This is a genomic window from Streptomyces sp. MNU89 (assembly GCF_020982505.1).
GTDB lineage: Bacteria > Actinomycetota > Actinomycetes > Streptomycetales > Streptomycetaceae > Streptomyces > Streptomyces xinghaiensis.
Map to the genome: position 1 here is coordinate 6,557,834 of NZ_JAJKLL010000001.1, position 13,211 is coordinate 6,571,044.

Annotated in this window: 11 protein-coding genes and 1 pseudogene; 8 read left to right on the plus strand and 4 right to left on the minus strand. The window is 74.2% G+C overall.

Annotated features, from left to right (window positions below; all coding sequences use genetic code 11):
* Positions 1-110 precede the first annotated feature (110 nt).
* The 3 genes from E4N63_RS28150 (at position 111) to E4N63_RS28160 (ending at position 3,423) form a co-directional block, all read left to right on the plus strand.
* A complete protein-coding gene (locus E4N63_RS28150) occupies positions 111-2,132 on the plus strand; it encodes an NADPH-dependent 2,4-dienoyl-CoA reductase (RefSeq protein WP_230241994.1) in 2,022 nt (673 codons plus the stop codon).
* A gap of 168 nt (positions 2,133-2,300) precedes the next feature.
* Positions 2,301-2,834, plus strand: a complete 534-nt coding sequence (locus E4N63_RS28155; RefSeq protein WP_230241995.1) for a PadR family transcriptional regulator — start codon at positions 2,301-2,303, stop codon at positions 2,832-2,834.
* A 139-nt stretch (positions 2,835-2,973) separates the two neighbouring features.
* Positions 2,974-3,423 carry a nuclear transport factor 2 family protein gene (locus tag E4N63_RS28160; protein ID WP_230241996.1) on the plus strand — a complete coding sequence of 150 codons (450 nt, stop codon included), beginning with the start codon at positions 2,974-2,976 and terminating at the stop codon, positions 3,421-3,423.
* A gap of 366 nt (positions 3,424-3,789) precedes the next feature.
* Here the strand turns inward: E4N63_RS28160 and E4N63_RS28165 are convergent, their stop codons facing one another.
* A complete protein-coding gene (locus E4N63_RS28165) occupies positions 3,790-3,987 on the minus strand; it encodes a hypothetical protein (RefSeq protein ID WP_230241997.1) in 198 nt (65 codons plus the stop codon).
* Positions 3,988-4,561: 574 nt separating this feature from the next.
* Here E4N63_RS28165 and E4N63_RS28170 point away from each other — a divergent pair.
* The gene (locus E4N63_RS28170; RefSeq protein WP_230241998.1) at positions 4,562-5,002 is read left to right on the plus strand and encodes a hypothetical protein; all 441 of its coding nucleotides are present in this window, start codon (positions 4,562-4,564) and stop codon (positions 5,000-5,002) included.
* A 227-nt stretch (positions 5,003-5,229) separates the two neighbouring features.
* Here the strand turns inward: E4N63_RS28170 and E4N63_RS28175 are convergent, their stop codons facing one another.
* Positions 5,230-5,904, minus strand: a complete 675-nt coding sequence (locus E4N63_RS28175) for a response regulator transcription factor (RefSeq protein WP_125624776.1) — start codon at positions 5,902-5,904, stop codon at positions 5,230-5,232.
* Positions 5,901-7,124, minus strand: coding sequence for a sensor histidine kinase (locus tag E4N63_RS28180; RefSeq protein ID WP_230241999.1), 1,224 nt, complete (start codon positions 7,122-7,124; stop codon positions 5,901-5,903). Before E4N63_RS28180 ends, E4N63_RS28175 begins: the two co-directional genes overlap by 4 nt.
* A 288-nt stretch (positions 7,125-7,412) precedes the next feature.
* Here E4N63_RS28180 and E4N63_RS28185 point away from each other — a divergent pair, with 288 nt between their 5' ends.
* Positions 7,413-9,584: an MMPL family transporter gene (locus tag E4N63_RS28185; RefSeq protein ID WP_230242000.1), complete on the plus strand. Its 2,172-nt coding sequence runs from the start codon at positions 7,413-7,415 to the stop codon at positions 9,582-9,584.
* Positions 9,585-9,756: 172 nt separating this feature from the next.
* Positions 9,757-10,596 carry an alpha/beta fold hydrolase gene (locus E4N63_RS28190; RefSeq protein WP_125624773.1) on the plus strand — a complete coding sequence of 280 codons (840 nt, stop codon included), beginning with the start codon at positions 9,757-9,759 and terminating at the stop codon, positions 10,594-10,596.
* A 79-nt stretch (positions 10,597-10,675) separates the two neighbouring features.
* Here the strand turns inward: E4N63_RS28190 and E4N63_RS28195 are convergent, their stop codons facing one another.
* Positions 10,676-11,569, minus strand: a complete 894-nt coding sequence (locus E4N63_RS28195; protein ID WP_308188753.1) for a LysR family transcriptional regulator — start codon at positions 11,567-11,569, stop codon at positions 10,676-10,678.
* 332 nt (positions 11,570-11,901) lie between these two features.
* Here E4N63_RS28195 and E4N63_RS28200 point away from each other — a divergent pair, with 332 nt between their 5' ends.
* Entirely contained in the window at positions 11,902-12,597 is a 696-nt protein-coding gene (locus E4N63_RS28200; RefSeq protein ID WP_230242002.1) for a type 1 glutamine amidotransferase domain-containing protein, read from the plus strand.
* Positions 12,598-12,599: 2 nt separating this feature from the next.
* A pseudogene (locus E4N63_RS31620) lies at positions 12,600-12,737 on the plus strand (TetR/AcrR family transcriptional regulator); the annotation flags it as partial.
* Between the last annotated feature and the right edge of the window lie 474 nt (positions 12,738-13,211).

Below are 13,211 nucleotides of genomic sequence, written 5' to 3' on the forward strand. Positions count from 1 at the left end.
CACGCGCCCGTGACGCGCCGGCGTGACGGAGACCTCTTGTGCAACTAGTTGCACAAGAGGCGGGAGTCCTCTACAAAGGGCGGTACCACCCGCGCGCGAGGAGACGACGGATGACCGCGTACCCCCACCTGCTGAGCCCGCTCGACCTGGGCTTCACCACCCTGCCCAACCGTGTGCTGATGGGCTCGATGCACGTCGGGCTCGAAGAGGCCGAACGCGGCTTCGAGCGCATGGCCGCCTTCTACGCGGCGCGGGCGCGCGGCGGTGTCGGGCTCATCGTCACCGGCGGCATCTCCCCGGACGACCGCGGCCGGCCGTACGAGGGCGGCGCCAAGCTCACCACGGAGGCGGAGGCCGAGCAGCACCGGGTGGTCACCGAGGCCGTGCACCGCGAGGGTGGCCGGATCGCGATGCAGATCCTGCACTTCGGGCGGTACGCCTACCACCAGGACCTGGTCGCGCCCAGCGCCATCCGCGCCCCCATCAACGCGAACGTCCCGCGCGCCCTCACCGAGGACGAGATCGAGGAGACCATCGAGTCCTTCGTCCGCGCCGCCGGGCTGGCCCGGTCGGCCGGTTACGACGGCGTCGAGATCATGGGCTCCGAGGGCTACCTGATCAACGAGTTCATCGTCTCGGCGACCAACCACCGCACCGACCGCTGGGGCGGCTCGTACGAGAACCGGATGCGCTTCCCCGTCGAGATCGTCCGTCGGGTCCGCGAGCGAGTCGGCCCCGACTTCATCCTGATCTACCGGCTCTCCATGCTCGACCTCGTCCCCAACGGCTCCACGCTGGACGAGGTGATCACCCTCGCCCGGGAGATCGAGGCGGCGGGCGCCACGATCATCAACACCGGCATCGGCTGGCACGAGGCCCGCGTCCCCACCATCGCCACCTCCGTGCCGCGCGGCGCGTACAGCTGGGTCACCGAGAAGGTGATGGGCGCGGTCTCCGTCCCGCTGGTCACGACCAACCGCATCAACACGCCCGAGGTCGGCGAGCGGCTCCTCGCCGAAGGCCGCGCCGACATGGTGTCGCTGGCCAGGCCCTTCCTCGCCGACCCCGACTTCGTGGCCAAGGCCCGCGCGGGCCGTCCCGAGACGATCAACACCTGCATCGGCTGCAACCAGGCCTGCCTCGACCACACCTTCAGCCTCAAGATCACCTCCTGCCTGGTGAACCCGCGGGCCTGCCACGAGACCGAACTCGTGCTCACCCCCACCCGGCGCGGCAAGCGCGTGGCCGTGATCGGCGCCGGTCCGGCGGGCCTCGCCCTGGCCGTGTCGGCCGCCGAGCGCGGCCACACCGTCACCCTCTTCGACGCGGCCGACGAGATCGGCGGCCAGCTCAACCTGGCCCGCCGCATCCCCGGCAAGGAGGAGTTCGACGAGACCCTGCGCTACTTCCGCGTCCAGCTGGAGGAGCACGGCGTGGACGTCCGGCTCGGCGCCCGGATCGAGGCCGGGGACCCGGCACTCGCCGCGTACGACGAGATCGTCGTCGCCACCGGCGTCATCCCCCGCACCCCGGACATCCCGGGCATCGACCACCCCAAGGTCGTCAGCTACCTCGACGTGCTCCGCGACAGCGCACCGGTCGGCGACCGGGTCGCGGTCATCGGCGCGGGCGGCATCGGCTTCGACGTCGCCGAGTACCTCACCGACGGCGGCGAGAAGACGAGCCTCGACCCCGACGCCTACTTCCGCCAGTGGGGCGTCGACACCGACTACCGCGAGCCGGGCGGCCTCGGCACCCCCGAGCGCCCGCAGCCGCCGCGCACCGTGCACCTGCTCCAGCGCAAGACCGGCAAGGTCGGCGCCACACTCGGCACCACCACCGGCTGGATCCACCGCGCCGAGCTCAAGCACCGCGGCGTGACGACGGTGGCGGGAGCGGCGTACGACCGCATCGACGACGAGGGCCTGCACATCACGGTCGACGGCACCGCGAGCGTCGTCCCGGTCGACACGGTGGTGCTGTGCGCCGGCCAGGAGCCGAACCGGCGCCTGTACGAGGAACTGCGCGCCGCGGGCCGCCCGGTGCACCTCATCGGCGGCGCGGACGTCGCCGCCGAACTCGACGCCAAGCGGGCCATCCTCCAGGGCACGGAACTCGCCGCCGCGCTGTGAGACGCGGACGCGCCGCACGCCGCGGACCGGGGGCGCGGGCCACCGGTCCGCGGCCCCGGCTCCAGCCGCGGGCCGCGGCGTGCGTGGCCCCGGACCGGCCGGTCAGCCGCCGGAGGGGTCGGAGGACGGCCGGGAGGCCGCCCGGCGGACCGTACCTAGGATGCCCGTATGTCCCTGCCGCACGCGATCCTCACCGCCCTGCTGGAGAAGCCCTCCTCCGGCCTCGAACTGGCCCGCCGCTTCGACCGGTCCATCGGGTACTTCTGGTCGGCCACGCACCAGCAGATCTACCGCGAGCTGGGACGCCTGGAGGAGAAGGCCCTGATCCGGACGCTGCCGTCGGACCGCCCCGCGCAGGGGAAGCGCAAGGAGTACGAGGTGCTGCCCGCCGGCCGCGCCGAACTGACCGAATGGGTGGCCCGCAGGGAGGACCCCAAGCAGATCCGCGACCCGCTGCTGCTGCGCATGCGCGCGGCGGCGGTGGTGGGGGCGGCCGGCCTGGAAGCCGAACTGGAACGCCATCTGGAGCTGCACCGACGGCAGTTGGCGGAGTACGAGGGCATCGAACGCCGCGACTTCGGCGAGGAACCGGCGGACGAGCCGGACCGGCTGCGGCACCTCGTCCTCCAGGCCGGCATCGACCAGGAGACCTTCTGGATCGGCTGGCTGACCAAGGCCCTGGCGGGCCTCCGCACGACCTGAGCGCCCCCGGGCCTGCCCCACGCGGCGCCGCCGGGGGACACCCCAGCACGCCCGGGGCAACCACGGGCACGACGCCCGGGGACGACGCCCGCCGCCATCGGGGCGACGGCGCGCATCACGAGAGGAACGAGGAGAAGTCATGTCCACTCAGGCCACTCAGACCCAGAAGCGTTTCCGTGCGGCCGCGGAGCAGCGGGACCTCGCCACCCTGGAGGAGCTGTTCACCCCTGACGCCCGCCTCTACAGCCCGGTGAAGTTTCGCCCCTTCGAGGGCCGGCCCATGATCATGGGCGTGCTGGGCGTCCTGATGCGCGTCTTCGAGGACTTCCGCTACGTCGGCGAGTTCACCGGCACCTCCGAGCGGAACGCCACCGGCGAGGAGGCCGACTCGGCCGTCCTGATCTTCCGGGCGACGGTGGACGGCAAGGAGATCCACGGCATGGACCTCTTCACCTTCGACGAGGCCGGCCTGATCACGGAACTCACGGTCATGGTCCGCCCGCACTCCGCCGTCGTCACCCTCGGCCAGGCGGTCCTGTCGGGTCTGGCGGAGGACGGCCTGGCCCCGGCACCCGCACCCGGCGCCTGACCTCCACGGTGCGTGCCGCACGGGTGGCGCGGGCCGGTCCGTATGGCGAAAGCACGCTGGACGAGCTGAGACCGGTGGGGAGTTGAGCGGTACGCCGGTGTGCTCCGCTGTCCGGAACGAGCGCACGAGGAAGCCCCTGCCGCGCGGGTTACCGCCGTGGCAGGGGCTTCCTTCCGCCTCTGCCACGGGAGAACGGGCGGGCGGTGCGCCGGTCACGGCGTGCCTCGCGTACGGCGGTGCTCCGGGCGTCCGGAGTGGGGCGGCGACTCGGCCGCTGCTCACGGCCCGACCGGGAGTTCTGGACGACCGTGTAGCGCGGGAGTTGAGACACAAGAGCGTTGCGGCGCCGCACACCCCACCGCGCTGTCAGTCGTCAGAGCCTCCGCCCCGGCCCAGGCTCGAACGCCGGCCCGAACGCCCCAGCAGACTGACCACCTGGGCCACCGCCAGGGTCACTCCGGAAACCGCACGCACCCAGCGCGGGCCGCCCCGCGCCGCCCACACGACGCAGCCGCATCCTCCGGCGACGAGCACGAGAATCCCGGACAGGACGAGTACGGCCATGTCCATCCCCCCTCTTCTGTTGGTGTCGGCGCGATGCGGCAGCCCGGCGTGGTCGTCGCCGGACCGGTTCCCCGCTGCGCCGCCGGCGCCGGGTCGGAGGCCGCAACACGAGATCAGGACTTCGGGCACCGTATGGCCGCCCGGCATGCGGTGGCTACACCGGCCGCTGGGCGGCGCGGCCGTGGTCCAGCGTCCTCGGGCTCGTCGCGCCCGGTACACGCGTGCCCATGGTGGGGGAGCGCCGTCTGCCTCGGGTGCACCGGCGCACGGGCCGGGGTACGGGTGCGCGCGTGCGCCGCTCCTTCGCACACCGGTCCTCCGTACGGCGCGTACCGGTGGGGTGCCGCGCCCGTACAGCCCCCGGGTGACGGTGCGCCACCTCTGGTCAACGCGGCGTGGGAACGGCAGGGTTCGGGGACGTGGCCAACGACCTCCGCCTCCCCCCATGCCCCGCCCGACTCCGGTTCCCCGTACGGCACTTCGGGGTGCGTCCGTCCGCCGCCCCGGTGGCCGGGAAGCGCCCAGGGCGCCCGCCCGGCGCCGTGCGCTGACGTTCGCGCCGCACGGGGTGGCCGTGGACGGCGGGCCCCTGCCGGGCGCCTCCGTGGCCTGCGTCTACTGGTCGGAGGCCACCGCCGAGGGCCCGGTGAACGGCCGCACCGTCGCCGTGCGGCTCGGCGGCTACGCGGCGCCCACCCGCCGTCTCGCCCTCCGCTGGCTCCGCGCCCAGGCACACCGGATCGCCGACGGGCTCGACCCCGACCCGGCCGAGCCGTGGGCCGGTGAGGGCGTCCTCTGCCCCGTACCGGAGCGGTACGCCGACGCGCCGGCCGAGTTGCGCCGCTGGGCCGCCGACGACCTGCGGCAGCAGGCCGCAGCCCTCCGGCTCGCCGAGGGCCTGCCGTTCCGGCTCACCGCCGCCGACCACACGGGGCGCTACTCGCTCCTGGCCCGCCCCGTGGCCGTCACGGCACTGCCGCGCGTCGCCGCCGCTCCGGGGCGGGGTGCGGCGTAGCGGCCGCGCCTCCGGCGGTGTCCCGGCCGGAGCCGCCCGCGGTGGGGATCGGCGTTCGGACCCGCGGCCGGCGGGCCGGAGGGCACGGTGGGTCGGCAGGCCGGACGGCCGGCGGGCCGGTGAGTCCGGCAGACGTGCGGACCGGGAGACGTGCGCACCGGCAGACGTGCGCACCAGCAGACGTGCGGACCGGCAGGAGTGCTGACCGGCAGGCCCGCGGACCGGGATCAGTGCCCGATGTCCCGGTCACCCGCCTCCACCAGTCCGCTCTCGTACGCGAAGATGACGATCTGCACCCGGTCGCGCAGGCCGAGCTTGCCGAGGATGCTCGACACATGCGACTTGACGGTGGCGGGCCCGATGAAGAGCTCGGCGGCGATCTCCGCGTTGCTCGCGCCCCGGGCGGCGGCGACCACGATCTCGCGCTCCCGCTCGGTGAGCCGTTCCAGGCGGCCCGCCACCGCTGTGTTGACGCGGCGCTCCGCGAACCGGTCGACGAGGCGCCGGGTGATCGAGGGGGCCAGCAGCGCACCGCCCCCGGCCACGGTGCGTACGGCGGTGGCGAGTTGCTCGGGCGGGATGTCCTTGAGCACGAAGGCGCTGGCACCGGCGCGCAGTGCCTCGTACACGTACTCGTCGGGGTCGAAGGTGGTGAGGATCAGCACCCGGACGTCCCAGTCCGCCTCCCGCAGGATCCGGGAGGTGGCCTCGATGCCGTCCATGCCCGGCATACGGATGTCCATGAGAACCACATCCGGACGGTGCCTGCGTACCGCCTCGACGGCCTCGATTCCCGTCCCGGCCTCGGCCAGGACCCGGATGTCGTCATGGACCCGCAGAATCATGGCGAAGCCCCGGCGGACCAGCGCCTGGTCGTCGACGACGACGACACCGATGCTCACGCGGGCTCTCCTCCCGTGGGCAGACGGGCCGTCAGCCGGAATCCGCCGCCGGGACGCGGCCCCGCGTCGAGGCTTCCGCCGAGGAGGAGCGCTCTCTCCCGCATGCCGAGGATTCCGTGGCCCGCCACACCGCCGTGGGCGCCGGCCGACACGGACGGGACGGCGGCCCCACGGCCGTCGTCGACCACCTCGACGGTGAGGTCGCCGCCGTCCCTGCGCAGGCGCACCTCGGCGCGGGTCCGCGGCCCGCTGTGCTTGAGCACGTTGGTCAGCGCCTCCTGGACGATGCGGTACGCCGACAGCTCCACCCGGGCGGGGAGAGCAGCCCCGGCACCGCCGCCGGCCGGGACGACCGAGACGTCCAGACCCGCCTCGCGCACCTGCTCGACGAGCCGGGGGAGGTCGTCCAGCCGGGGCTGCGGGCCCAGCCGGTCGCGGTCCGCCTCCGGCCGCAGCACTCCCAGCAGGTGACGCAGCTCGTCCAGCGCCTGGCGCCCGGCTTCCTCCACCGCTGCCATCGCCTCGCGGGCCTCCTCGGGATCGTGGGCGGCCACCATCCGGGCCGCACCCGCCTGCACCGTCATCATGCTCACCCGGTGCGCGACCACGTCGTGCAGTTCGCGGGCGATGTGGCTGCGCTCCTCGGTGACGATCCGGCGCGCCTCGGCGGCCTGCTCGTAACGGAGTTGGACGGCGCGCTCCGCCCGCAGCCGCAGGCGCCGGCCGATGTACCAGGCACCGGCCATGACCAGGACGCCGAAGCCGATGTCCCCCCAGGGGACGGAGTCCAGCAGGCCGTCGGCCACCAGCGCGGCGAGGGCCGCGGCGACGGCGAGACGGTTCCCCCGGGTGGCACCCGCGTACTTCCCCACGCTGTACAGGGCGACGACCACCATCCCGCCCATGGTGGCGTAGCTGCTCCCCAGCGTCGGGGCCCAGGCGACGAGCACCACCACCAGCACCGCGGCCGGTTCGCCGCGGCGCCGGTACAGCGCCGTGCCGGCCACGGCGAACAGCAGCAGGACGGGGACGGGGACGTCGGTGACCGGGCGGAGGGCGAGCGCGTCGCCCGGCGCCTCCTCCACGAAAACCGTCAGCAGGAACATGACGGCCGCGAGCACGGCGTCCGCGGTGCGCGGCCGGCGGGTGAAGGGCCCGCGGAACCCGCTCGGCAGACCGGGGAGCGGAACACCGGAAGGCAGCGCCGTGCGGTTCATCATCGCTCCCGGGGAGGCTTCGGTGCCCCGGCGAGCCGTCGGGATCCACCGGGCACACCATCGTAGGGCCAGGTCGGAGACGCGGTCACCCGCCCGTGGGCGGGTACCTCCTCCGTCGCGCGGGGGAGACGCCGCCCCGGTCCCCCCGCCCCGCGGGGAGGGGCGAACCCGTCCGGCGGCGGGGACAGCCAGGGGCCGGGCGCCCACGATGGAACCGCCTCACGGCTCCTGCCCCCGCCGCACCGAAGAGAGACGGCGGATGGCAGTCATCTCACGGGAGCACACACATCCATGAACCGATTCACGCGCCGCATCGGCGGCGCGAGCGCCCGCCGGCCCCGGGCCACGATCGCCGCCTGGGCGGTCGCCCTCCTCCTCGTGCTGCCTCTGGCCGGCACGTTCGGCGGGGCGTTCGCCGATGACCTCGTCGCTCCCGGCAGCCGGAGCGAGAAAGCGATGGAACTGCTCGAAGAGCGCTTCCCGGAAGCGTCCGGCGGCAGCGCCATGGTGGTTTTCGCCGCGCCGGAGGGGGACCGGCTGCAGCGGCACCGGGATGCCGTCGACGCCGCGGTCGTCCGGATCGCCGACGTGGAGCACGTCGCCTCGGCGGCCGGCCCCTTCACCGACGGTGCGCTCTCGCCCGACGGACGCATCGGCTTCGCCCGGATCACGTTCGACGTGCCCGTGATGGATGTGGACCCCGAGCAGATCGAGGCCCTGGCCGACGCGATCGAGCCCGCACGCGGTGAGGGCCTCGTCGCCGAACTGGGCGGTGACGCCGTCTTCCTCAACGCCGAGACGGAGACCTCGGGCGCGGAGGCGGCGGGCCTGCTGGCCGCACTGGTCATCCTGGTGGTGGCGTTCGGCACGATCGTGGCCGCCCTGGTGCCGGTCGCGCTCGCCCTGGTGGCCGTCGCCGCGGGCCTGGGCAGCGTCCTGCTGCTGGCCAACGCGATGGACGTCTCCACCGCCGCCCCCACGATCGGCGCGATGATCGGCCTGGGCACCGGCATCGACTACGCCCTGTTCATCGTGGCCCGTCACCGCGAGAACCGCACCGCGGGCCAGGACAACGCCACCGCACTGTCGAACGCCATGGCATCGGCGGGCGCGGCCGTGCTGTTCGCGGGCGGCACCGTCGTCGTGGCGATGGCCGCCCTCGCGCTGACCGGGCTGAGCTTCCTGACGTCGATCGGCCTGAGCACCGCCCTGGTGGTCCTCTTCGCCGTGGCGGCCGCCCTGACCCTCCTGCCGGCCCTGCTCACGCTCCTCGGCGACCGCGTCCACCACAGGCGACGGCTCCCGGGCCGCGAGCGCCCGGCGAAGAAGTCCGAGGACACGGCGTGGTGGCGTTTCGCCCACCGCGTGTCCGCCCGGCCGTGGCGCCACCTGCTCGCCGCGTCCGCGGTGCTGCTCACCCTGGCCGCCCCCGCGCTGAGCATGGAGACGGGCTTCCCCGACGCCGGCGACGACTCGACGACCACCACCCACCGGCGTGCTTACGACCTGCTGGCCGAGGGGTTCGGTCCCGGCGTCAACGCACCCCTGGTCATCGTCGCCGATCTGCGCAGCCCCGGGGCCGGCGCCGAGGACATCCCGGAGCTGGCCCGGCGCATCGCCGCCGACCCCGGCATCGTCACGGTCGGTGAGGCGCAGACCTCCGCGGCCGGGGACACCGTCGTGCTGCCCACGATTCCGGCCACCGGCCCCGCGGACTCCGATACCGCGCAGACTCTCGAACGGGTTCGCGACCTCGTCCCCGCCAACGTCGCCGTGTCCGGGGTGACCGCGGTGACCGACGACCTCACCGGGCAACTCGCCGACACCCTGCCGGTTCTGATCACCGCGATCCTGGCAGCGTCCTTCCTGCTGCTGATGCTGGTGTTCCGCTCCATCGCGCTGCCTCTGAAGGCCGTCGTGGTGAACCTGCTGTCCATCGGCGGGGCGTACGGCGTGGTGGTCGCCGTCTTCCAGTGGGGCTGGCTCGGCGGCCTGTTCAACCTCGACGGGACCTTCCTGATCGCCTCGCCCCTGCCCACGATCTTCTTCGCGGTCCTCTTCGGCCTCTCCATGGACTACGAGGTGTTCCTCCTCTCCCGCGTCCGGGAGGAGTACGAGGCCACCGGGGACACCACCGAGTCGGTGGCGCGCGGCATGGCGGCCACCGGCCGGGTGATCACCTCGGCCGCACTGATCATGACCGTGGTGTTCCTCGGCTTCGTCGCCAACCCCTCACCCCTCGTCAAGATGATGGGCCTGGGCCTGGCGACCGCCATCGTGCTCGACGCCACGCTCGTCCGCATGGTCCTCGTGCCCGCGGCCATGGCCCTGATGGGACGTGCCACCTGGTGGCTGCCCCGCCGGCTGGGCCGCCGGCTGCCCCGGATCAGCGTGGAGGCCGAGGGTCTCCCGCCCGGGCCGGAGCCCGAGCCGGCGCTCGCCCCCGCGCCCGGGAGCCGCTGATGCGAGGAGAGGACTGAGGGACGGGGACGGGGCCGGGTGGATCGTCCGTTGGGTCCCACGGTGCCGTGAGCACCGGCTGTCCTCCGGGGAACCGTGTGTGTGCACAGCTCGCTTGACAGATCACCGCCGCTGCCAAAGGCTGGACCGACCAGTCGGTATGAAGAGGTGGCGCATGTCAGGTCAGGTGAGGATCCCGACCTCCCGGGGAGTGTTCGACGCGGTCACCGCGGGGCCCGAGGACGGCCGTCCGGTCCTCCTGCTGCACGGATTCCCGCAAACCGGGCTCGTCTGGGAGCGGCAGATCGCCGCGCTGGCGGACCGGGGGTTCCGGGTGGCCGCACCCGACCAGCGCGGGTACTCGCCCGGCGCCCGCCCGGAGGACCCCGCCGACTACGCCATGGAGGCCCTCGTCGCCGACGTGGTGGCGATCACCGGTGAACTCGGCTGGCCCGTCTTCGACCTCGTGGGCCACGACTGGGGCGGCGCGGTGGCCTGGTGGACCGCCGACGCCCACCCGGACCGGCTGCGCACCCTGACGGTCGTCTCCACCCCGCACCCCGGGGCCCTGGCGAGCACCCTCCGCACCGACCCGGACCAGCGGGCACGCTCGCGGTACATGACCGAGTGGCGGGACCCGGCGACCGAGCGGCGCATGCTCGCGGACGGCGCCCGCGAACTGCGCGCCCTCTACGGAGACGCGGTCCCGGCGGACCGGGTCGAGGAGTACGTGCGGCACCTGTCGCCGCCGGGCGCCCTCACCGGGGCGCTGAACTGGTACCGGGGCGGCCGCCCCGGCCACGCGATCGGCGCCACCGGCGTGCCGACCCTGTACGTCTGGGGCACGGAGGACACGGCCTTCGGCCCGGCCGCCGCCGAGGAGACCGGGAGCCGGGTCGAGGGGCCCTACCGCTTCGAGCGCCTTCCGGGCGTGAGCCACTGGGTCCCCGAGGAGGTCCCCGGCGTGCTGAACCGTCTGCTGCTGGAACACCTGCGGGCGCACCCCGGTGACTGACTTCCCCCGGACGGCGCCGACACCGGCGCCGGCCCCGCCGGCAGCCGCTCCGCCCGCGCCGGCTCCCGGGCCCGCCGGGTCACCAGCTGCGGGACTCTCTCAGCAAGTGGTCGCGGACCAGTGCCACATGCGGGTTGTCCGCGGTTCCGGGCCGCTGCACGAGATAGGCCGTGTTGATGGGCGGGTCCTCCGGGCTGAGCAGCGGGACCAGGGCGCCCGAGGCGAGTTCGGCCCGGCAGAGGTAGTCCGGCAGGACGGTGACACCGGCCCCGGCGGTGACCGCCGTCAGGACGCCCCGCAGATCCGGCATGGTCAGCGCGGCCTGCCCGGTCAGGCGCCGGCCGAAGACATGGCGCCAGTAGCGGCGGGCGATGGGCAGATCCTCCGCGTACGTCACGAGGGGCACCCCGGAGAGGGCGGCCGGGCCCTCGGCGGCGACCCGGTCCGGGCCGATCCGCTCCGCCCACTCGGGCGAGGCGACCAGGACGAACTCCTCGTCCGCCAGCGGTACGGAGGCCAGGGTGCGGCCGCGTGGCCGGCGGGAGGAGACCACCAGGTCGTGGCGGCCCGCACGGAGCCCTTCCAGCAGGTCCTCGGAGAGACCGGTGGCGACCCGCAGCCGCACGCCGCGCGCGACCAGCGGTGCGAGGACGCGCAGGGCGCAGGAGCTGAGGAAGTCGGCGGGCCCGGCGAGGTGTACCGGCGCGGCGGTGTCGCCGTCGGACGGCCCGCGGTCGGCGACCGCGGCGAGGGCGTCGATCGGTCCGGCGACCCGGTCCGCCAGCTCGTCGGCGAAGGGGGTGGACGCCACCCCGCGCGACTGCCGTTCGAAGAGCTGGCGCCCGAGGTGCCGCTCCAGCGCGCGGATCTGTGTGGTCACGGTCGGCTGGGACAGGCCGAGGAGGGGCGCGGCGGCCGTGTACGAGCCGGTCCGGTGCACGGCCAGGAAGGTGCGGAGGAGGGAGAGGTTCACGGGCGCGGCCGGGGCCTGCCTGGGTGCGGACGGTGCCGCCGGCCGGCCCGGCGGGTCCAGCGGGGCCGCCGGGAAGCCCTGTGCGGACTCGGGCGGAGTTCCCTCCGATCCTTCCCACGACCCATTGGATTCCCTATTTCTCATCTTGCGAACTCTATTGGATCGCCGAAGCGGAGGCGGCCTACGGTCGGGGGTGCCGGTGGGCTGACGCTCTGAGTCCAGAACGTCAGACCGTCACCCGAGAACACCGGAACACCCCAACCCGGAACCGGAACCGGAACCGCCGAGGAACCCGGAACCGGAACCGGAAACCGGAAAGAGAGAGCACCACCATGGCAAAGATCCTGTTCGTGATGACCGGGTCCGACCACTGGACGCTGGCCGACGGCACCCGCCACCCGACCGGCTTCTGGGCCGAGGAGGCCGTGGCCCCCCACGAGGTGTTCACCGCCGCGGGCCACGAGATCGTGGTCGCCACCCCGGGCGGTGTCGTGCCGACGGTCGACCGCGCGAGCCTCGCCCCGGAGGCCAACGGCGGCCGGGAAGGCGCCGACACGATGGCGAAGAGGCTCGAGTCGATCGACGAACTGCGGCGGCCCGTCAAGCTGGAGGACGTGGACCCGGACGGCTACGCCGCCGTCTTCTACCCCGGCGGCCACGGCCCGATGGAGGACTTGGCCGTCAACGCCGACTCCGCCGCCGTGCTGACCCGGACCCTGGAGTCGGGCCGCCCCCTGGGCGTGGTCTGCCACGCCCCCGCCGCGCTGCTGGCCACCGTCGGCGCGGACGGCGGCTCGCCGTTCGCGGGCTACCGGCTCACCGGCTTCAGCAACGCCGAGGAGCAGCAGGCGGGCCTGGCGGACCGGGCGAAGTGGCTGCTCCAGGACCGTCTCGTCGCGATGGGCGCGGAGTACGCCGAGGCCGAGCCCTGGTCCCCGAACGTCGTCGCCGACCGCAACCTCTACACCGGGCAGAACCCGGCCTCCTCCGGCCCGCTCGCGGCCGAGCTGGTCAAGGCCCTGGGCTGACCATGGGGGGTGACCGGCTCACGGAGGTCCTGGACGCCACGTACGACTGCCTCACCCGGTACGGCGTACGGCGCACCACGGTGGACGACATCGCCGGTGCGATGGGCGTGTCCCGGTCGGCGGTCTATCAGTACGTCCGCGGCAAGGACGACGCGGTCCGCCGGCTCGCCGAGCGCCTGCACACGCGGGCGCTGGAGCGGGCCCGGCGGGCCGCGTCCGCCGACGCCCCGCCCGCGACCCGGGTCCGGGGCGTCCTGGAGGCCAAGCTCGGCCTGGTCCTGGAACTGGCCGGCGACTCGCCGCACACCGCCGAACTCCTCGACGAGAAGGCCCGGTTGTTCGGCGACATCTGCCACGGGTTCACCGCGGACCTGCGCACGCTGCTGATCGGCGTCTTCGCCGAGGCGGGCCTCAGGGGCGCGGACCCGGCCGAGGCCGGGCCGGCCGGCCCCGGGGCGGGACCCCGGCCGTCCGGCGGCCCGGCGGCGGACGCACACCGGGTGGGCACCGGAACGGCGGACGCCCGCTGGCTTCCGGGGGGCGCCGGGGCGGTCGATCCGGCCGAGGCGGCCGACATCTGCATCGCCCTCGTGCTCGGCCTGGAGTCCGTACCC